Consider the following 22,077-nt stretch of genomic DNA (forward strand, 5'->3'; position numbering starts at 1 on the left):
TGAACCGACTCAATAAAGAAGACTTAGTACAAATCAAGCAGAACTACTTTCAATCTCACAGACATTCAGAAATTGGTGGAAGTTGCGGAAAATCTTCATTCTCTAGCAGTCAGCCAACTAGAAAAATTAGAGCATCAAAGGATTGTTGAGGAAGTTTCCGCAGTGGAAGATAGTTTGTGTGGATGGGGCATTAGTTGATTGGAATGGGTAGACATCGTTACCCTCTCACAAATGAGCCAATGTTTATGAATTTACCTACAAGATTATCCACCTTGATAAACTTAGTTGAATCTTCAAGTGCTGTGTCAAAGTTACAAGCGATGAGACTGTAGTCTAGTCTGGCAGTACCATCGAGAATATTGTAAATGCCGGCAGCTTCACCAGACTCTTTTTGACCAGAACTGAGTTCGATGCCGAAAGCTCTATTGTGTTTGATAACGCTATTGCCTACTGTTAAGGTGCCATCATTGTAAATGCCACCGCCAAAGTGTGCTTGATTGTTACTAAGGGTGCTGTTGCCTACTGTTAAGGTGCCATCATTGTAAATGCCACCGCCAGACTGTGCTTTATTGTTACTAATAGTGCTTTTGGCTAATGTTAAGGTACCATCATTGTAAACGGCAGCGCCAATGCCTGCTTGATTGTTACTAAGGGTGCTATCACTCACGACTATATGATCATTAAAACCCAGATCACTATCTGAATAAATAAGCCCGCTATAAAATATCCCTCCACCCGCATCTTTAGCCGTGTTACCACTGATTATACTGTGATTTACTAATCCACCACCATTGGTTACGTAGATGCCGCCGCCATAATCTGCTGTGTTGTCAGTGATGCTGCTGTAATTTACTGTGAAACCACCAATGCCTACAATGCCGCCGCCAGATGGGGACGAATTGCCACTGATACTGCTGTAATTTACTGTACCTTGACCTGATATACCGCCGCCGATGTCACCTGCCGAATTGCCACTGATACTGCTGTAATTTACTGTACCTTGACTTAATGAGATACCACCGCCGCTGCTACCTGCCGAATTGTTAGTGATAATGCTGTAATTTACCTGAGCTTCGGATAAAACCATACCGCCGCCGTCTTCACCTGCCGAATTATTGGTGACGGTGTTGTGATTGAGCGTGCCATAATGTAAATAGATACCGCCCCCTTCACCTGCCGAACTATTGTGACTGATGGTACTATAATTCACCGATACCGAGTTAGGCTTGATATCAGTTTTTAAGTCTTGGTCACTATAGATACCACCACCATAACCTGTTGTGTTACCAGTGATGTTGCTATAGTTGACTGTGAGGCTGCCAGTATTATAAATACCACCACCATCACCGTTGGCAGATAAAACATCACCAGCCGAATTGTTACTAATAGTACTGTAGTTGACTGTGAGGCTGCCAGTATTATAAATACCACCACCCGCACTGATGGTGTTTCCGTAGAAGTCTATTGCATTAGAGTATGCTGTATTGCCAGTGATGGTGCTGTTATTTAATGTAAGAGTGCCTTCATTGTAAATAGCACCACCCCCTGGTGTGCCATTGTAGCCATTATATGTATTGGTAATAGTCAGCCCGTTGATTGTAGATGTTACACCACTGGCAATATCAAAAACACGATCAGCAGTATCATCCTTAATAGTTAGTTTGCTCGGATTTGTACCTTCAATAGTCAGGTTGTCTGTGATATTTAGACCACTACCAGTCAGACTGATGGTATGAGCCAGCCCATCTGTAAACAGTCCACCAAAATTGATGATATCTTTTCCTGAAAGAGCATTGGCATTTAGAACTGCCTGCCGCAGTGAACCTGCACCACTGTTGTTAGTATTAGTGACGGTAAATGTAGACATTCAGATTACTCCAATTCTTTAAAATTGTATAAAATTTGACATTAGAGATGAGATTGATACTACTATTGAGTCTGCAACCATTTTTCTGCTGTTCACCTGTAGTGAGAGATCAAAGTTAATTTGAAAAACTGCGATCGCCCTACTGGTCTGCCAACCCCAAAATGCGCTTTTTCAGATTGGGGTGCATACTAGAGGTTAAAACAATTTCCCAAATTGCTAAGTTTACTCTCGTGAACTACTGAGAGCATTTTGAGATTTAAGTCTTAATTTTTTGACTTAATTGTGATGAATGTAAGTAGATTAATTCATTAACCAGCACTTCTTCTTTTTTAAAGATTTTATTTATATATATGTCAATACTGTGTCATTGATATGTCAAATATGTATAAAAAAGTTTCACTAAAAATCTTTCTAAGGATAGATGAATTTCTCAAGAAAAGAGTTTGTTGATACTCGTTAAAGAATTAGAAATTGTTGAAGCTAACACAATCTTGACGATAGATTTAGTCAGGTCAAGGGCTGTATCTTAACTTAGTGCCATTCGCTCAAGACCTTGTAGGGGCAAACTTTAGCTATGCAGATATTAGAGGGGCTGACTTCAGTGAGGCTAATTTAAGAGGTGCAAACTTCAGCTACGCTAAAGCTGGATTACAACCTTATCAGCAAAAAAAAATTACTATTAATTGTATTTGTATTTCACCAGTATCAGGAATTATTTCAGCGATTATTGCTTATTCGATGATAAGAATTGAATATTGGAGTATTCAATCTTTTATCGCTGATTTGATTTCTTTAATTATACTTATATTATTTTTCTATATTACTATTAATCAAGGGTTTGTACTAAGATTGTCTAAGTCTATTTTATTAGCCCAAATTTTTGCCAAGCTCACTTCTTTGGAACGTATCCATCCTCTTTCCACAGGCATTGAACCCTCGTAAATTGGCTAAGGTATTGTAAGATGCGTTCGCCGTACACTTTCATCAGAGTTCCACCTGTTTTTGCAATCCAAGCTGATGCTTTTTGCGCCAAGCTTGGGGGGGTAAACCGTGATGTTGGCGAAACTGACGAGAGAAATGAGACACATCCTGATAGCCCAATGCTTTCGCTATCTTTTCGACTGTCTGATTATTATTTTGGAGTAAAAAACGCGCTCCCGCCATTCGGCGTTTGACAATCCAACAATTTACAGTCTCTCCTGTCTGCCTTGCTACTCGATTAGTTAAGTAAGCAGGTGAGTAACCAACAGCAAGAGCCACATCACACAAAGTAATTCCTTGATGATAATAGGCTTCGATAAAGTCAAAAACTCCCTTCAATTGGGGAATGGAGGGAAAAATAGACTTAGAAGGAATGTTGGCTTCGCTATCAGAGGCTACGGCAACACCTTCAGTGATCGCTGTAGTATCATCTGTAAATACTGATTTTGGAGCTTTCTCAAATTTCATTGCACACCAGTATTGAAGAGTAGCTTGCTTTTCCAAGCGAGTAGCGATCGCTCTGAGCAATTCATCTAGTGTCGAGGGTTTGGTAAGATAGTCATCTGCTCCCAATTCCATAGCTTTGCGAACATCTGCTCTGGTGCTACTGCCAGTTAGAAAAATGAAAGGAATAATTGCTGTCACAGGATCTTGGCGTAACGTATTTAAAACGCTATAACCATCCATATCGGGCATCGTAATATCGCAAATCACTAAGTCGGGTGTATCCCTTTGTGCTTGTTGGATACCAATACGACCGTTTTGAGCGCCTATCATATCAAACCCTTTAGCCTCAAGACCTTGTACATAAAGATTGCGCGTAACACTATCATCTTCAATAACGAGAATTTTCTTCGACGATTCGGACATCATTTTCTATTACTATAATTTTTTACAGAAGCTAATTACTACACTCTTTAGTGAATATCTAAATAGTCATGAAATTAATTACCTCGTTTTGAGAGTTATGATTTTTTAGTTTTTAATGAATAACTATGCTTTATTTAGACACTCATAACTCGGAACAAGTAAACTCTGATTTCATTAATGGCAGCGTTACAGTAAACTTAGTGCCAACACCAACTTCACTTTCTACATAAACTTGACCATGATGTAAATCTACAAGGGTTTTAAGAATAGATAGTCCTAGTCCAGTACCAGGGATATGATCGATGTTACTACCACGGTAAAATGGCTCAAATATTCGTTGTTGATCTACTACTGAAATACCAATACCTTTATCTTGTACTTGGAAAATTAATTTTTCATCTTCGCAAGACAGTTCAAAATTAATTCCCATATTTTGGGGAGAATACTTAATTGCATTGTCAAGCAAATTCTTCAAAATAGGCTCTAACAATTTTTTATCTGTATAAGCTGTTAGAGAATTATCTGAAGTTACAAAAATGATTGGGTTTTGGTTAACACTCATCTGCATTTGTGCAACTAAATTCTGACAAAACTCAACTAACTCAAGCGGTTTTGGTTCAAAGTTTAATTTTGCGGCTTCTGCTTTAGAGAAGAACAAAATATCATCCAACATCAGGCTCAGTTGTTCAGTAGCTTTTTGAATGTGATCGAGTAATGGTTGGATTTTTTTCTGTGTACGTTTGTCTACTTCTTCTTTTAATAAACTATTAGAAAATGAAACAATATTCAGCGGAGTTCGGAATTGATGGCAAACCATAGAAAGAAAACGCGCTCTAAGTTCGCTAAGTTGTTTGGCTTGTTCTAAAGCTTGGTTAAGACCTAATTCTGCATATTTGTAATCAGTAATATCGATGCCTGCAATCATTTCTACTGGTTTTCCACCAAAATCCAGCCCTCCATCAAGTTTGGCAACCGCACAGGCTAGCCAGCGCTCCGTGCCGTTTTTCGTCAAAAGATTCATCTCCTGGTATTCAAAGTTAGCTGCTTCATTCGGCTTACGTACCTGCCTGCGTTTCTTGCTCTTAATCAGTCGGTGAAGATCAAAACCTGTTAGCAGTTCCTCTTTTGTGTAGCCAGTGAGTTGCTCTACTGCCGGATTTACATAGCAAAGCCGCGTGCCTTGAATCAGAAAAGTGCTGGTATCTGTTGTTTCGGCTATTGTCCGAAATCTAGTTGCGTTTAATCGTAATGCTTCTTCAGTCTGTTTGGATTCAGTAATATCCCAAATACTCCATACTCTCCCAATAATTTTGCCCTCAAGCAACTGAGGTTTAGAGTAGTGTGCAAAAACTCTCCCATCATTTAACTCTAGAATGTCGTAGCTCTCAAAATCAGACTGGCTAGACACTTCCCAAATCAGCCGATTAAAGGCTTGTGGATCTTTAAGTTGGTTCTCAAAAAACGCTTTACATCGGGGACATTTCTTAGATAGTATTAGCGAATCTGGAATCTGCCACATATCCACAAATTTCTGATTCAAGCTCAGAATATCTCCCTCAAAATTAACTGCAACAATACCAATGGCAGTAGATTCAAGAGTAGAACGAAGCAAAGAAAGAGATGTTTCTAGTTCTACTTCTTTTGCCTTGAGTTGAGAAAATTCCTGTTGTAAATTGTCTTTGGTATCCCTTAATTCATCAGTCCATTTTTGTACGCTTAATTCTACTATTTCATCAGTTTTTTCACGAGCAAAGGCACAGCCAAATTCCATATCTTGGTGTTTAACATAGTTCATGGATATTTCTACCAAAAATATCCGACCTCCTTTTGTCTGATAGCGAGATTTAAAGGTAAGGGAACCTCGTGAGCTAATATCTGACCAATTGTGTAGAGAAAAGTCTATATCTATATCATCTAGCCTCATGGAAAGTAATTCCTCACGGGAATACTCAGTCATCAGACAAGTGGCATCATTGACGTAAAGAAACTGCGAGTTTGCTCCTAAACAGAAGGCAGCATCTACAGCCTGATTTATTAGAAAGTGAGCAAACTTCATCTCTATTTCTGGCTGTAGTGCCCATTGATTGTTTGATCTAGCTAGTGCATATTCGCCAGAATTCATATTTCTACTTCCCCTGGTAATCAATCAGCAGCATAGGTATTGATGAGTTAACGGTCATAACTTACTAAAATATTTGGTGCATTCTTTAGCTGTTAAAAGATCAAATTACCTAGTAAATTAACAAATGTTACTGACTAACTTAATAAAACTTATTGTACCAACAAAATGCAAATTATTGAACCAAATTTTTCCAAGAAATCTAAATATTTAAAAAAATGTCGATTATTTAAATAGGTTTTGATAGCAGCATAAAATTTAGACAAATCCAATTCAGATTAGTCAAGAAATCTTGTTAGATAAGAGTTAATAACTGCTATCTAAGTAAATTGAAAAACATTTTAAATTTCAATTAGCCTTCTACCAAAACTAACTAAATGGTTCACCAACCTAAAATTACTGGGTTTCTACTGGGAAAAGTTAAAGGATAAAAATCTTTATCCTTTAATTTTTCCTTCGCCAAGGACTTTAGCGAACTACTAGTACACTGTGGCAGAAGTTTACCTGCCTTTAACCAGTTGCTTGAATAGAGACAATTCATAAATTGCGCCTATCTGTCTGGTTAATTAAGATGGCAGTTGGATTTACGCCATGCTGTACTAGTGTAGAGTCGTTTGATTTTCAACATAAAACAGGAGTCAGAATACAGAATTCAGAATTCAGAATACTCTACCCATAAAGGGATAGAGTTTTCAGGCGAGAATATTTTAATTTTTTTCGCCCACCTCTTACGTGCTTTTAACCAATATTCAGACGCGACTCGAAAATACTCGCTTGCCGCCAGCGCTATCGCGGACTCGCTAACGCTACGCTATCACCCACTCGTACAGAATTCATACTGAATTCTGACTCCTGAGTTCTGAATTCTTCTTATAAACGTCATGTGCAATGCTAGACCTGGCTTAAATGAACAAATTTCACTCATTAACTTATTTGCTTAATCTATCTTAACTTACTCTCTGATGTATCTAACTATATAAGAATATGCTTAAACATCTGTCCTAAGAAGTACAATAGTACCGAAATTATACGAATATGCTTACGTATAACTTCGTGTTTGTTTTATCATAATGAAACACGAAGTTATACTAAGTATGTATAACTAAATTTATGTCAAAAAAATATATCTTATCAATTAATTACGTAGTCAACGCTTAGTCATCTCTCAAAAGAAATATAAAACAGAATTCAGAATTCAGAATTCAGAATACTCGACCCATAAAGGGATTGAGTTTTCAGGCGAGAATATTTTAATTTTTTTCGCCCACCTCTTACGTGCTTTTAACCAATATTCATTATCCACTCGTACAGAATTCATACTGTTAGCGGATAGCTAAGGTTTAGCCCATTCTGACCGGAGGCGGAGCGTCTCCGGCTCCGCTCCTGAGTTCTGAATTCTTCTTATAAAAAGTTAATAAGTGATGTCTTTCTCCTTACATATAATTGACCCAAAGAGTTCTAAATCGGCTCATGCTTTAATTCGGATAAAAATTTGTATAAGTTCTAAAACAAAAGAATTGACACCCATATCAAAAGATTTTCTATTGCAAATTTGGTAATGTACCGCTTCTGCGTTCTCAAAATATTATCTTTCCGGGTGACTAAGTTGCAAATGTCACAATCACGATCAAAGCGAAAGAATTGACAACCAGATCAAAAGATTTTTCATTGCAAATTAGGTTTTCATCATAATAACTACCACAATCTAAGAACCTCGCCAGACGCTTCAGTAAGTAGTAGGCGTAGCCCGCCGCAGGCATCGGTGCTATTAAAGCTAGCTGTATTAAGCTTTGTAAAGATTATGAGATGTGTTTGAGTTCAGGCTAGTTGCTACTTTATACACCTTTATATGATTTAGTTTTTCCCCGCTAATCTACTCAAATACTGTAGTTATCACCATAGAAGCGAAAGAATTGACACCCACATCAAAAGATTTTTGATTGTACAACGGTCTTGCTCTGCTTTATTCTGATCACAAGAAGCACAGATCCAACTCTTGTATACTTTGTGGTAAAAATTTTTTGGTACTGCGCTCACGAGCATCAATCAGCAGCGATCAACCATTTCTACTATCGCCCAAGCTAGGTCATAGCTGTAGTAAACAACAGAGTTGTTTGTATTAAGTATTTCTCGCGCTGCAATTGTAAATTAAAAGTCTTTGTGTAAATTTCTGTAATTACGTGAAACCAATGAGTCAAAACTATACTGGTTCAAACTCTCCTCCCATCACCACTGAGCCATACAAGGAACTTCCAGAAAACAGATATGTAGAATCTGTGTCTGACTCCCGTCAGCTTGATGAATCGGAGAAGAATGGGGAAATTCAGCCTTTTTTAAACGATGAAACAACCCCAACGCTCTCAGTTGCCGATGCGATCGCTCAAATGTTGGAAAATTTGGGAGTAAGCTACGCTTTTGGTGTCGCTGGTGGCGCGATGGCCAGCCTTTGGGGTGCGCTATCCAACAGCACTATAGAGGTATTGAACTTCCGCCATGAAGCCGGAGCCGCATTTGCAGCCACCGAAGCTTACTTTGCGAATAACCGCCCCACTGTAGTTTTTACCACAGCCGGGCCGGGGATCACCAACGCCCTCACCGGATTATTTGCGGCTCGTGGGGAGGGTGCTAAGGTAATTTTACTGTCGGCTTGCACCTCAGCACCGCAGCGTGGACGTTGGGCAATTCAAGAAACCAGCACTTATACCTTGCCAAGTGGAGGAATTTTTACCCCAGGAGCGCTATTCAACTATGCAATCACGATTGAATCTGCGGCTCAATTACCGCAGATTTTTCGTAAATTGGCTTTAGCTTTAGCGCAACCAGGCGGATTTGTTGCCCATTTGAGCATTCCCACTGCTGTGCAAACAAGTTTAGCTGAGGATATAGCCTTACCCCAACTAGATGTTTCGCCATTTCCGATGACTGCTTCCAAAGAAGCGATCGCTAAATCGGTAGAGTTATTATCATCCGGCCCCTTTGCTATCTGGGTTGGTTTCGGTGCGCGTGATGCAGCAGCCGAAATCCTTGAACTCGCTGAAAAAACCGGAGCCGCCGTTATCTGCTCACCCCGTGGTAAAGGTATTTTCCCCGAAGATCATCCCCAGTTTGTGGGTGTCACAGGTTTAGGTGGTCATGCTTCCGTCTTAACTTATATGGAAGAACATCCCCCACTACGCACACTCGTACTAGGAACCCGCCTTGGCGAACCGACTTCTTTCTGGAGTTCGGCGCTAGTTCCCAAAGGAGGCTTTGTCCATATCGATATTGATCCAGAAGTACCAGGTGTAGCCTATCCTCACGTTGAAACTTTCGGGGTTCGGTCTGATATCAAAGCTTTTGTGAAAGAGTTATTGCAGCAATTACCAGATGCTCCTCATTCCACAATATCGCTACCTCGTCCAGAACATAAAGCAATTGAACCTGCACCAGATGTAGATTATCCAGTGCGGCCAGAAGTATTGATGGCAGCAATTCAAAAGCTCGTTGTTGAAGGTAGCAATGCGGTAGTTATGGCAGAGTGCGGTAATTCCTTTACTTGGTCAACTCATTTACTGCAATTTGCCGAAGCCAATCGTTACCGAGTCAGCACCGGAGTCGGCGCAATGGGTCATGCTGTCACCGGAGTGTTGGGTGCAGCGCTGGCGAACAATAGTAAAGCTGTAGGGATTGTTGGCGATGGAGCAATGCTGATGAATAACGAAATCAGCACAGCCGTGAAATACAAAATTCCTGCAATCTGGATTGTACTCAACGATGCACGTTACAACATGTGCCATCAAGGGATGAAAATCTTGGGATTAAAGGGTGCAGATGCAACACTTCCACCCACAAACTTCGCCATGATTGCTCGTGGGATGGGAGCAGAAGCGATCGTAGTCGTCAGAGAGTCGGATATTGAACCAGCATTAGAACAAGCGATCGCATCAAATGTTCCCTTTCTGATCGATGTCGTGATTGATGCCGATCGACCTGCACCCTCTGGTGGACGTAATAAGAGTTTGGCCGCACAAGGAGTCAGATCAAGTTCGGCTAAAAATGCTGCCAAGCAAGTTTCATTTCCCATGATTTGACTTTAAAAGCTTGCAATCTCATTCAATTCTTATAGACATTAAAACACTCCAAGAAAGCGGAATTTACAACGCTGTTTGGATTCGTCTATTCAGCATAATGATGAATTTAGATGTGGCAAAAACTTTACTCCAGCCAAAAACATCCTCAGAAAACTGGAACTTTTGATTTTTGAACACCAAGCTTTTTTCTAACTTCATCCCATCTTAATCTTTGAGAGTGTTTTTATGTCTATATATTTACATTTTGTAATGGTCATTACTTTCTCTAACCAATTCCAAACAATATCGAGAGGTAAAAATGCTGCTATTTGAAACTGTTAGAGAAATGGGTCACGAACAAGTTCTCTTTTGTCATGGTAAAAATCCTGAAATTAAGGCAATTATTGCCATCCATGATACGACCTTGGGCCCAGCGATGGGAGCTACAAGACTCATGCCTTATGTCAATGAAGAAGCTGCTTTAAAAGATGCACTTCGTTTAAGTCGGGGAATGACATATAAAGCCGCCTGTGCAAATATTCCGGCTGGTGGCGGTAAAGCAGTCATCATTGCTAATCCTGAAAATAAAACAGATGATCTGTTGAGAGCTTACGGACGTTTTGTTGATAGTTTGAATGGGCGTTTTATTACCGGGCAAGATGTTAATATTACCCCTGACGATGTACGGACAATTAGTCAAGAAACTCAACATGTTGTTGGAGTATCAGAAAAATCTGGTGGGCCTGCTCCCATAACATCACTAGGAGTTTTTCTCGGAATAAAAGCTGCTGTTGAGTCTCGTTGGCAGAGCAAAAGACTTGATGGTATGAAAGTTGCAGTTCAAGGCTTAGGAAATGTTGGTAAAAATCTTTGTCGGCATTTACATGAGCATGATGTCCAGCTTTTTGTTAGCGATGTAGATCCAGCAAAAGCAGAAGAGGTAAAACGGCTTTTTGGGGCAACTGTTGTTGAACCAAACGAAATTTATGCTGTTGATGTAGATATTTTTTCTCCTTGCGCTTTAGGAGGAATCCTTAACAGTCATACAATTCCTTTTCTGCAAGCTTCGATTATTGCTGGTGCAGCGAATAATCAATTGGAGAATGAGCAACTACATAGTCAAATGCTTGCCAAAAAAGGGATTCTTTACAGCCCTGATTATGTAATTAATGCTGGAGGTTTAATCAATGTTTATAACGAAATGATTGGTTATGACGAAGAAAAAGCTTTCAAGCAAGTGCATAACATTTATGACACGCTATTAGCAATTTTTGATATTGCTAAAGCCCAGGAAGTTAGTACTAACGATGCTGCCAGGCGATTAGCAGAAGACCGAATCAACAATAGTAAGCGAAACAAAACTCAAGCGATCGCAGCTTAATTATTATTATCTTCAGGAGTAAAAAGTGGAAAGAAATACTTTTGCAACATCAGCTTATATTGCGACTTCACCAGAGAGCGCCTTTGACTACCTTTGTAGTTTAAAGAACTTGGACGAATGGACACTTTATAGCCGGATGAAAGAACAAATTGATGAAGATACCTGGCTCGGAACTGCATCCGGTTATCACAAAAATCTTTATTATCATGTTAAAAAACTAGAAAATCCGCTTTTCTACGGTATTGAGTGGCATTGTGGATTAGAGTATCAGAAATATTTTCAGGTTTACCCGGTTTTGCTATTTCCTACAGACTACATTGAGCCGGGAACAGATGAAAAAGGTGTGTACTTTCATTGGTTGAGCTTTGTCGATCCCAAACGGCAGACTCAGATGATTATGCAGGGAATTCACACAGTACATACTTCTGAATGTCGTTCTCTCAAAGGTAACTTAGAACGCAAGGCCGGTCTGACTTCCGCAGCCAAAGGAAGCCACTTTATCGATACAGACACCATTTATGTTGATGCCCCTATTGAAATCGGCGTTGAATACTTAAAAGACTTACAAAACGTAGATGAATGGGCGCATTTACTACGACCAAATGGTGATATTAGTTCTGAATCAGGTGAATTCAAAGATGAATATGACCAGAAAGTAAAAGTTTCTGTGCGAGTTCATAGTCTGAGTAAATACTACTTGCTTGAACAAGAATATTTTTATCCAAATTACGACTATTATCAGCGTTCTGTAGCGTTACTTATCCCAACTGCCTACGCTTTCGCTGACCCCGAAGCTTCTGGTTTTATCTTGCATAGAATCACATTCTGGAAAACAGATGGAACTGTTACTCATGGCAAACTTCAAATTGAAGACTATGGCGCTGAGAGCATGAACATTAAACGTTTACTCGAAGCCAAAGCTGGCAACCTCAAATCATTTGACCGAGGAATGAGCTACCTCCCAAAAACTCAAGAATCCCTAGTTACTAACTAAAACCTCAGCGTTCCTCTGCGCTTCCCTCAGCGTCCCTCTGCGTTTAAAATTCCTACCTCAATTCTCCGCAACACATGAAATTAAAACACCTTACTATTACCTTTCTAACTTTTTGTGTTGCCGCTTTTTCGGGAATGAAAGCTGCCTCAGCTGCATCATTTTCGGTAATCGCCGACGGTTTATATAATGCTGGTGGTTTGAGCTTTGGCCCTGATGGTAATCTCTATGTCACAGAGGCGGGAATCGGAGGAAATGGCGCTTGTGTTCCACCAGCAAGCGGTCAAGGTGATTCTTTATGCTATGGCACTAGTGGCGCAGTTACCAAAATTGAGAATGGTAAAACCGAGCGCATACTTACGGGACTTCCTTCTTTAGCATTACCAGATGGAACCGGAGCCGGTGGGCCTCGTGACATCCAATTTGATACTAAAGGTAAGCCTTATGTTCTGATTGGGTATGGGGCTAATCCAACCTTTCGCGATCGCAATTTAGGTTACACTGACCTCGGTAAAATCATTGCTCCCGACTTTAATACCAATTCCTGGACGAGTGTTGCTGATTTAGCTAACTATGAACTCGTCAACAATCCTGATGGTGGTGATGTCGGTAGCAATCCTTTGGGTTTTGTCATAGATGGCAATAAGTTAGTTGCAGTTGATGCAGGTGCAAATGACCTACTCAGTGTTAATACTGATGGTAGAAATTTGCAGTCGATAGTTGCGTTTCCCCAAGACATATTAACTAATCCCGTCTTTCCACCTTCAGGTACACCATCTAATGAACCTGGACAAGTGCCATCTATTGATGAAGAGGTGCGATCGCAGTTTGCAACTCAACCAGTACCCTCCAGTGTGACAAAAGGCCCTGATGGTGCTTATTACATCAGCCAATTTACTGGTTTTCCCTTCCCTGAAGGAGGGGCAAAAATCTATCGAGTTGGTGCTGATGGCAAGTCAACAGTATATGCAGATGGTTTTACCCAACTCACAGACTTGCAATTTGATCCTGAAGGCAATTTGTATGCTTTGCAGTACGCCAATCAGTCAGCCTGGAAGGGTAATTTTGATGGTTCTGTGATCAAAATAGCTACCGATGGTACACGCACCACTCTTCTGAGTGGCAATGGATTAGAGTCACCTAGCGCCCTGACTATCGGTGCTGATGGTGCAGTATACGTCACCAACCGGAGCGATCGCCCAGGACTTGGACAAGTTCTCAGAATTGAGAATACCAAATCTATTCCTGAACCTGATTCTGTTTTAGGCGTATTTGCGATCGCTGCTTTAGGCATTGGTTGGTTGCACAAAAAGAGAAACCATCCAGAATTCTGACTCTTGTAGAGACGCGATGAATCGCGTCTCTACAAGAGTGCAGACGTGATTTATCGCGTTTCCTGAATTCTTCTTAATAAAAATTTCCCCAAACAAATTATTTAATTCTCAATCTCCAAAGGTATGAAACTCAAGTCATTTGCTCTTACATCTCTGACATTTTGTTTTGCTGCTATTTGTGGAACACCAGATGTAAAAGCTGCAACGCTAACGACAGTTGTCGATGGAATCAGTAATGCACGGGGTGTTAGCTTTGGCCCTGATGGGAGTCTCTACGTAGCAGAGCCAGGTATCGGAGGTAATGGAAATTGTCAACCATCTCCGAGTACTCTGTTTCAGCCGATCTGTGCTGGTAATACTAGTTCACTGGTCAAAGTTTCACCAAACGGCACCAAACAGCGTCTACTTAATAACTTTCAGTCTCTTGCAGAACAACCTACTGGCAACCAAGGCGCTGGTATTGAAGACATACAATTCGATTCTCAAGGGACTGCTTATCTTCTGACAGGATTTGCTGGTTATCCAGGAAACCGCGATCTAGCAACACTTAACCTTGGTTCCCAATCCCCCCTCCCACAAAATCAACTTGCTACTTTCCCGCCATCAACACCCGATAAAGTTTTGAATACACCGCTACTAGGACAACTGTACAAAGTTGACTTGAATACGGGATCTCTCACCAGTATTTTTGACTTTGCCAAGTATGAAATCACCAAAAATCCAGACGGTGGGGATGTAGTTACCAATCCCTATGATCTGACTATTAATGGTGATAGTGCTTATGTCGTTGACGGGGGTGGGAACGCTGCTTACAAAATTAAACTTGATGGAAGTAAGTCAGAGGCGATCGCAATTCCTAAAACCATCATTAATAAGTCAGATTTGCCACCAGGATTACAACTACCTCCTGGGCTATTAGATGAGCTTCCGGGAGGAAAAATAGCAATTCAATCAGTACCCACAGGTGGCACAATTGGCCCCGATGGAGCTTTATACGTTGGTGAATATACGGGTTTTCCTTATCCAGCAGGTAAGTCGAAGATTTTCCGCATTGGCGAAGATCAAAAACCAGAAGTTTTTCTAGATGGCTTTACGCACATCACCGACCTAACCTTTGATCAGAAAGGCGATTTGCTGGTTTTACAATTCAGCGATACCTCTCAATTAGGGGGTGACATCACAAATTTACCTGGTTCTCTGATCCAAGTTGCTCCTGACGGCACTCGCACAACGCTTGTTGCCGCAGGTCAAGGGCTAGATTCGGCTGATGGAATTGATATTGGCCCTGATGGCAAGATTTATATTACCAATCGCGGTGTCGGCCCAGGACTAGGGGAGGTTGTTCGGGTGGATGGTATCGTTGCAGAAAAAGTCCCCGAACCTGGTTCATTAGTTGGCTTATTAGCACTCGCTGGTGTAGGCGCAACTGCTGCTAACAGCAAGCGCAAACGCCAAGAAAAGTTGGGTTTGCTAGCTAAAGCAGAAACTATCTAATTCCTCAAAACCTTGGCTTTGTCAGGGAATGCTTACAGAATAGGCTGTTGCCTCACATAGAAAATTGCATTTCCAACAAGAGGCAGCAGCCCAAATTTTAGGATTCCCAAACTAGGACTGGGAACGAAATTAGTCTAGGAACGAGTATAACTCATACAACCAGGACTTAAAATTCATGGGATTAGTCAAAAATTTCTCGATCGGCATTCTCGGTACTGGATTTATGGTGTTGGCAGCAGCAGCGCAAGCCAAAGCCATAACATTAACTTATGACAGAAGTATTGGTAGTCCTGGCTTTGCTCCTGGGCAGTTGTTTGTTCCCCAAGGCATAACAGTAGATAGCTCCGGGAACACCCTTATAAGTAACGGTCGCGGTCTTAACCCGGACGGCACTTTTAACCCAAACATTGGTAACAAGGTTGAAGTATTTAATCCTCAAGGTAATTATATTGGAGCGATCGGCGAGGGCGGCAAAGGGCCTGGACAATTCGACGAACCATCGGCTTTAGAAATCGATCCGCAAACTGGGAATCTGTATGTAGGAGATGTTTTCAACAACCGCGTTAATGTCTTCAATCCCCAGGGTAACTTTATTAAATCATTTGGTGAGTTTGGCGGTCTCATACCGGGTAGAGCTTTTTTTGGCCCATCTGGTGTGACATTTGACAAAACTGGGAATGTCTATATAGGTGATTTTAGCGGCGACAAGATCAATAAATACACTAAAGATGGCGAACTAATTAGCAGCATTGGCACTTCTGGCACTCAACTTGGTCAGTTTCAAGGCCCAGCAGGTTTAAGAATTTCCCCAGTCAGTGGCAATTTTTATGTTAGTGACCAGTTTAACAACCGCGTTCAAGTACTCGATCCTGAAGGTAATCCTCTGTTCACATTTGGCAAACAAGGCATTGGAGATGGGGAATTTAATCAGCCCATCGGCCTAGAAGTGGACGAGTTTGAGAATATTTATGTGGCAGATTCTATCAACAGCCGCATCCAAGTATTCGATAAAAACGGTAACTTCCTGACAGCTTATGGTAAGGCTGCCGCCGCAACACCTCCCCAACTGGGTCAGCCTCCCTTTGGCGATCCCCTTGACCTCACACCAGGCACATTTAACTGGACGGGTGGCACAAGCTATAAAGATGGCAAGCTTTATCTAGGCGATTTCTTCCAAGGTCGCGTCCAAGTGTTAAACGTAGAAGGCAGAAGGCAAGTGCCAGAACCTAGTTCAGCATTGGGTTTAGTATTGCTTGGGTTTGGGGCTGCTACCGTCACACTGCGGAAACGTGGGCAACAAAAGCCAATCTTTAATTTAAAGAATTACTAATTCGTAACTCGTAATTAAAGAGTTTTGTAGTTTCGTAGTGGCGTGACAAGGCTGAAATGTTGCAATAAATTTTCTTGTGGGGTGGACATCTTGTCCGCCCCGGACGGGCGAGACGCCCATCCCACAAGAGTTAGGTAATGCACTATTTTAGTCTTGCCATGCCAGTAGGGTGCGTTAGCCAAGAGCATAACGCACCATCTCCATAATTTAGGTGCGTTACGCTTTGCTACTGGCTAACTGTAATTATGAATTACAAAATTAAGGTGCTTTCAGGAAATTAACAGTTCATGCACATTCTGATTTATTCATACAACTATCATCCAGAACCAATTGGTATTGCACCTTTGATGACTGAACTAGCCGAAGGGCTGGTGAAGCGAGGGCATCAAGTGCGCGTAATCACAGGTATGCCTAACTATCCTCAGCGTCAGATTTACGATCGCTATCGAGGTAAGTTATACGTTACTGAACAAATAAATGGTGTCACCATTCAACGTAGTTACCTGCGGATTAAGTCTAAACCTAATCTGGTAGATCGGCTGCTGTTAGAGTTGAGCTTTGTCTTTACAAGTTTGCCACAAGCTCTTAGAGGTGAGCGACCTGATTTAATTCTCTTAACAGTGCCGCCGTTACTAGTTTGTTTACCTGCAACCTTAATAAGTTGGTTATATAACTGCCCAGTCGTGCTGAATGTGCAAGATATCCTCCCGGAAGCGGCTGTGCGGATTGGGCTAATTAAAAATAAGTTGATGATTCTCGCTCTGGAAGCTTTAGAAAAATTTGCCTACCGAACTGCACATACTATTAGCGTCATTGCCGATGGCTTTGTAGATAATTTAATCAATAAAGATGTCCCTGTTAATAAAATTGCTTGCATTCCCAATTGGGTAAATCTAAACTTTATTCGCCCTTTACCAAAGCAGAATAACTCTTGGAGAGCTATCCATGAACTCGATGATAAATTTGTAGTGCTTTATTCAGGTAATATTGCTCTCACCCAAGGTTTGGAGACAGTTATAGAAGCAGCAGTTCGGTTGCGTCATCTCAAAGAAATTGTCTTTGTCATCGCTGGCGAATCCCAAGCCCTCGAAAGGTTACAAAAACATTGTCTTACTTGTGGTGCAGATAACGTTTTGCTTTTGCCACTGCAACCGCGAGAAAAACTACCGCAAATGTTAGCGGCTGCTGATATTGGGTTGATTGTGCAAAAGTGCAATGTGATTTCCTTCAATATGCCTTCTAAAATACCACTATTGTTAGCCAGTGGTCGCCCAATTGTGGCTTCAGTTCCCGCAGTTGGGACTGCTGCGAAAGCTATCAAGGAAAGTGGCGGCAGTATTATCGTTAAGCCAGAGTCAGCAGATGCTTTAGCCACTGCGGTATTGGATTTATATAATCAGCCAGAATTAGCAGCAAAATTAGGGCGTGAAGGAAGAAAGTTTGCGGTAGAAAACTATTCCTTTGAGCAAGCACTAAATCGGTATGAAGAGTTATTTTCTAATATGATTGCCAAAAGAGCAAGAACTTTGGATATGTTGCCTAAATTGAGTTCTAAGGAATCACTTGTTGATATTTGAAAATTGGGGACTGAAAAATGCCTTTGAAATCCTCTTATTCAGATCATCTGAAAAAAACTGACCAACGCTTGATCGCCTTACTGAGCGATCGCATATCATTATTAGCAGCTTCAGATGCTAGCTACAGAAGAAAGGTGTGATGCAATTAGCTTTTTAGCTGATACTTACAGTCGTTTGGCAAAACTAGTAGCGATGAAAGACAGAGACGCATTAATTCAGGAATTTGAAAAGGCTCAAAGCTTTTTTGAAGAAAAAATTAATACTTTTATGCAGCCTTTAAATGCAATGGCTATCCAACGAGATTTTAAACCAAAGATACACACAAATATTAGTCTTTAAAGAGCAAACTTATGGTAGTTGACATCAAGCAAAAAAGTAAGTTAATTCATCAGCGTGTTTCGGTTACTTTCAACTACGAGGTTTACTTCACCCAAAATTTATTTGAGTTGAAAAACCCCATCTTAGCCCAAGTGATTGGTGCAGATGAAGAGGCAAAGCCGAAGAAATTAGTTGTAGTGGTAGATGCAGGAATATTAAAGCATCAACCGGAATTGGTAAAGCAATTAGTCGCGTATACCAAGTTTTATGCACAGGTACTAGCGATCGCAGCTGAACCGATGATAATTTCGGGAGGAGAGGCTGCCAAAAACGATCGCACTCTATTAGAGCAAATCCAGCAAAAGATTGAAGCCGCCGGATTATGTCGCCACTCTTACATATTAGCGATCGGGGGCGGGGCGCTATTGGATTTGGTAGGATATGCAGCCGCAACTGCTCACCGGGGAATCCGTCTCATTCGGATTCCGACAACGGTGTTAGCGCAAAATGATTCTGGGGTTGGCGTTAAAAACGGCATCAATGCCTTTGGTAAAAAGAACTTTCTCGGCACATTTGCGCCACCTTATGCAGTTATAAATGACTCTGCGTTCTTGACAACTCTAGACGATCGCGATTGGCGTTCTGGAATCGCAGAAGCAGTAAAAGTGGCGCTGATTAAAGATGCTAGCTTTTTTGATTTTATCCACTCTCACACCGCAGCTTTGAGGGGGCGAGATATGGATACTATGCAACAGGTTATTTACCGTTGCGCTCAGTTGCATTTAGAACATATTGCCAATGGCGGCGATCCTTTTGAAATGGGTTCGTCTCGTCCCCTAGATTTTGGACATTGGGCGGCTCATAAACTGGAGCATTTGACAAATTATCGCTTGCGTCATGGCGAAGCAGTTGCGATCGGTATTGCTTTGGATAGCACTTATTCTTATTTGGCAGGATTGCTCGATTGTTCGGAGTGGCAACGGATATTAAATACTTTATCGGCGTTGGGTTTCACGTTGTATGTGCCTGAACTTGCTGATAAGTTATCACAATTGGAAGATCCTAATTGTTTGTTTCGGGGTTTGACTGAATTCCGCGAACATTTGGGGGGAGAGTTGACTTTGACGCTGTTGAAAGGGATTGGAAAAAGGATTGAGGTTCATGAGGTGGATTTGTTTTTGTATGGGGAAGCAATATCGCTGTTGGGGGAAGTGAGGGGAGAGTTTTAAACGCAGAGGTTTTATGAGGTTATTTACTACTTTTGGGGGAGGCGAAAATTTTTAAATGAGGTTGTTGGAAAATGTACTAGGAAAGCAGTGTAAAAAGCGAATAAATTGACACCTAATCGAAAAATTATTCAATGTATTATTTGCTTGATCTCTAGTATTATTAAATGAGAGGCGAAAGGTTTTTGATTACATCTTTTAAAAAGAATATGTTGGCTTAGATTGACAGAAAGTTGTCTAAGTCTGTTCTAGATTTGAAAATAACTACTAATAATGATTGATGATTGACTAACAAATATTCAAGAGAAATTACTCATGGTTTTTGATTCACGTTCCTACAAAACCCTTGGTGATGTCAGTGTTTCTCGCTCCATAACCGAAGTGAAGATAGACACTGCCCTCGATGATATTCTGTTCCATTTAAATTCTCAGCGTGGAGGGTTGCTAAGAAGTAGCTATGAATATCCAGGCAGATACAAAAGATGGGCAATTGGATTTGTCAATCCACCGTTAGAGTTGACTACACAGGATAATGCTTTTACTTTGATAGCGTTGAATGAACGCGGTCAAGTACTTTTGCCATTCCTTTTAGAAAGACTATTTCAGTCAGAACAACTTGAGAATGTCACTCAAGAAAATAACATTGTTATAGGCTTTATTAAACCTTCAGAAAAATTATTTACTGAAGAAGAACGTAGTAAACAGCCTTCGTCATTTACCGTTGTCCGCGAAGTTCTAGATACTTTCTCTAGTCAAGAAGACGAGCATTTAGGCTTGTATGGGGCGTTTGGTTATGACTTAGTTTTTCAGTTTGAACCAATTACCCAACATCTAGAACGTCCTACAGATCAGCGCGATTTAGTGCTTTATTTACCAGATGAATTGATTGTTGTTGACTACTATCAGCAACGTGCCTTTCGTCTACAATATGATTTTAAAACAGCGCACGGTAACACCAAGAATCTTCCGAGAACAGGAGAGTCTGTAGATTATCGCGGCAAACATCTTTTACCAAATCAAACTGCTGACCATAAAATAGGGGAATATGCGAAAAAAGTTGAGGTTGCACTCGATTATTTCCGCAGAGGCGATTTGTTTGAAGTTGTTCCTAGTCAAAACTTTTTTGAAGGTTATGAAGATGAACCCAGCAAACTATTTAATACTTTAAAGGATATAAATCCTAGTCCTTATGGATTTATTTTTAATTTAGGTGGCGAATATCTGATTGGCGCATCTCCAGAAATGTTTGTGCGGGTTGAGGGTAGGCGGGTAGAAACTTGTCCCATTAGTGGCACTATTAACCGGGGACAAGATGCTCTTGATGATGCGGTGCAAATTCGTCATTTACTCAACTCTCACAAAGATGAAGCTGAGTTGACCATGTGTACTGATGTCGATCGCAATGACAAATCCCGAATCTGCGAACCTGGTTCAGTACGAGTCATTGGTCGTCGCCAAATTGAATTATACAGCCACCTGATACATACAGTAGATCATGTTGAGGGTACTCTGCGATCGCAATTTGATGCTTTAGATGCCTTTCTCTCGCATACATGGGCAGTTACAGTCACCGGCGCACCCAAAAGGGCAGCAATAAATTTTATTGAACAGCACGAAAAGAGCGCCCGACGTTGGTATGGTGGAGCAGTCGGCTATTTAAATTTCAACGGGAATTTAAATACTGGCTTAATTCTGCGGACAATTCGATTAAAAGATTGCATTGCGGAAGTGCGAGTCGGTGCTACTGTTCTTTATGACTCCATACCTCAAGCAGAAGAACAAGAAACAATTACCAAAGCCGCCGCGTTATTTGAAACAATTCGCCGTGTGAAGCAAACGAGTCAGAAAATTGATGAGTCCAGTTCTCTAAAATTAACGAAACTTCTCCCAAGTGCGGCAACTGGCAAACGTATCTTATTAATAGACTACGAAGACTCATTTGTTCATACCCTAGCCAATTACATTCGCCAAATTGGTGCAAGCGTTACTACACTGCGTCATGGTTTCTCAGAATCGCTATTCGATACAGAGCGCCCTGACTTAGTTGTATTATCCCCTGGCCCTGGTAGACCAAGTGATTTTGGGGTTTCACAGACTGTTGGCGCCCTTCTGCATCGCCAAATTCCGATTTTCGGAGTTTGTCTAGGATTGCAAGGCATCGTTGAAGCTTTTGATGGCGAATTGGGAGTTCTCAACTATCCTCAACATGGTAAATCTTCACGGATTTTCGTCACTGATGCCAATTCTGTCACCTTCAAAAACTTACCAGAATCCTTTGCAGTCGGTAGATATCACTCATTGTTTGCCCTACCGCAACGTTTGCCAAAAGAACTCAAAGTAACAGCAATTTCTGATGACGACGTAATTATGGGCATTGAACATCAAACACTTCCCATCGCCGCCGTTCAGTTTCACCCTGAATCAATCATGACTTTAGGTGGAGAAGTCGGTTTGGAAATCATTAAAAATGTAGTGCGTGCATATACGCAAGCCAAAGAGTCATTAGTCATTGGTCATTAGTCATTGGGCATTGGTTATTA

Annotated in this window: 16 protein-coding genes; 13 read left to right on the plus strand and 3 right to left on the minus strand. The window is 41.0% G+C overall.

Annotated elements, in window-relative coordinates; translation table 11 throughout:
- Positions 1-72 precede the first annotated feature (72 nt).
- On the plus strand, positions 73-198 hold the full coding sequence (locus V7L31_RS16295) for a hypothetical protein (protein WP_334697192.1): 126 nt from the start codon (positions 73-75) through the stop codon (positions 196-198).
- Between the two features lie 19 nt (positions 199-217).
- Here V7L31_RS16295 and V7L31_RS16300 read toward each other — a convergent pair whose 3' ends face one another.
- Positions 218-1,867: a beta strand repeat-containing protein gene (locus V7L31_RS16300; protein WP_334697193.1), complete on the minus strand. Its 1,650-nt coding sequence runs from the start codon at positions 1,865-1,867 to the stop codon at positions 218-220.
- Positions 1,868-2,401: 534 nt separating this feature from the next.
- Here V7L31_RS16300 and V7L31_RS16305 point away from each other — a divergent pair.
- Positions 2,402-2,809, plus strand: coding sequence for a pentapeptide repeat-containing protein (locus V7L31_RS16305; protein ID WP_334697194.1), 408 nt, complete (start codon positions 2,402-2,404; stop codon positions 2,807-2,809).
- Between the two features lie 42 nt (positions 2,810-2,851).
- Here the strand turns inward: V7L31_RS16305 and V7L31_RS16310 are convergent, their stop codons facing one another.
- Positions 2,852-3,721: a response regulator transcription factor gene (locus V7L31_RS16310; RefSeq protein ID WP_334697195.1), complete on the minus strand. Its 870-nt coding sequence runs from the start codon at positions 3,719-3,721 to the stop codon at positions 2,852-2,854.
- A 139-nt stretch (positions 3,722-3,860) separates the two neighbouring features.
- The gene (locus V7L31_RS16315; protein ID WP_334697196.1) at positions 3,861-5,840 is read right to left on the minus strand and encodes a scytonemin biosynthesis sensor histidine kinase; all 1,980 of its coding nucleotides are present in this window, start codon (positions 5,838-5,840) and stop codon (positions 3,861-3,863) included.
- A gap of 2,186 nt (positions 5,841-8,026) precedes the next feature.
- Here V7L31_RS16315 and scyA point away from each other — a divergent pair.
- The 11 genes from scyA (at position 8,027) to V7L31_RS16370 (ending at position 22,057) form a co-directional block, all read left to right on the plus strand.
- Positions 8,027-9,907: a scytonemin biosynthesis protein ScyA gene (scyA, locus tag V7L31_RS16320; RefSeq protein WP_334697197.1), complete on the plus strand. Its 1,881-nt coding sequence runs from the start codon at positions 8,027-8,029 to the stop codon at positions 9,905-9,907.
- A 298-nt stretch (positions 9,908-10,205) separates the two neighbouring features.
- Positions 10,206-11,267 carry a tryptophan dehydrogenase ScyB gene (scyB, locus tag V7L31_RS16325; RefSeq protein ID WP_334697198.1) on the plus strand — a complete coding sequence of 354 codons (1,062 nt, stop codon included), beginning with the start codon at positions 10,206-10,208 and terminating at the stop codon, positions 11,265-11,267.
- A gap of 25 nt (positions 11,268-11,292) precedes the next feature.
- Positions 11,293-12,261, plus strand: a complete 969-nt coding sequence (scyC, locus tag V7L31_RS16330; protein ID WP_334697199.1) for a scytonemin biosynthesis cyclase/decarboxylase ScyC — start codon at positions 11,293-11,295, stop codon at positions 12,259-12,261.
- A gap of 74 nt (positions 12,262-12,335) precedes the next feature.
- Positions 12,336-13,592: a ScyD/ScyE family protein gene (locus tag V7L31_RS16335; RefSeq protein ID WP_334697200.1), complete on the plus strand. Its 1,257-nt coding sequence runs from the start codon at positions 12,336-12,338 to the stop codon at positions 13,590-13,592.
- Between the two features lie 123 nt (positions 13,593-13,715).
- Positions 13,716-15,086: a ScyD/ScyE family protein gene (locus V7L31_RS16340; RefSeq protein ID WP_334697201.1), complete on the plus strand. Its 1,371-nt coding sequence runs from the start codon at positions 13,716-13,718 to the stop codon at positions 15,084-15,086.
- Positions 15,087-15,261: 175 nt separating this feature from the next.
- On the plus strand, positions 15,262-16,416 hold the full coding sequence (gene scyF / locus V7L31_RS16345; protein ID WP_334697202.1) for a scytonemin biosynthesis PEP-CTERM protein ScyF: 1,155 nt from the start codon (positions 15,262-15,264) through the stop codon (positions 16,414-16,416).
- A gap of 287 nt (positions 16,417-16,703) precedes the next feature.
- Complete coding sequence (locus V7L31_RS16350; RefSeq protein WP_334697203.1) at positions 16,704-17,993, plus strand: glycosyltransferase family 4 protein; 1,290 nt, start codon at positions 16,704-16,706, stop codon at positions 17,991-17,993.
- A gap of 17 nt (positions 17,994-18,010) precedes the next feature.
- Entirely contained in the window at positions 18,011-18,133 is a 123-nt protein-coding gene (locus V7L31_RS16355) for a hypothetical protein (protein ID WP_334697204.1), read from the plus strand.
- The gene (locus V7L31_RS16360; RefSeq protein WP_334697205.1) at positions 18,108-18,332 is read left to right on the plus strand and encodes a hypothetical protein; all 225 of its coding nucleotides are present in this window, start codon (positions 18,108-18,110) and stop codon (positions 18,330-18,332) included. Before V7L31_RS16355 ends, V7L31_RS16360 begins: the two co-directional genes overlap by 26 nt.
- Positions 18,333-18,343: 11 nt before the next feature.
- Positions 18,344-19,540, plus strand: a complete 1,197-nt coding sequence (locus V7L31_RS16365; protein ID WP_334697206.1) for a 3-dehydroquinate synthase — start codon at positions 18,344-18,346, stop codon at positions 19,538-19,540.
- A gap of 312 nt (positions 19,541-19,852) precedes the next feature.
- Positions 19,853-22,057: an anthranilate synthase gene (locus tag V7L31_RS16370; protein WP_334697207.1), complete on the plus strand. Its 2,205-nt coding sequence runs from the start codon at positions 19,853-19,855 to the stop codon at positions 22,055-22,057.
- The last annotated feature ends 20 nt before the right edge of the window (positions 22,058-22,077 follow it).

The organism is Nostoc sp., from assembly GCF_036916655.1.
GTDB lineage: Bacteria > Cyanobacteriota > Cyanobacteriia > Cyanobacteriales > Nostocaceae > Nostoc.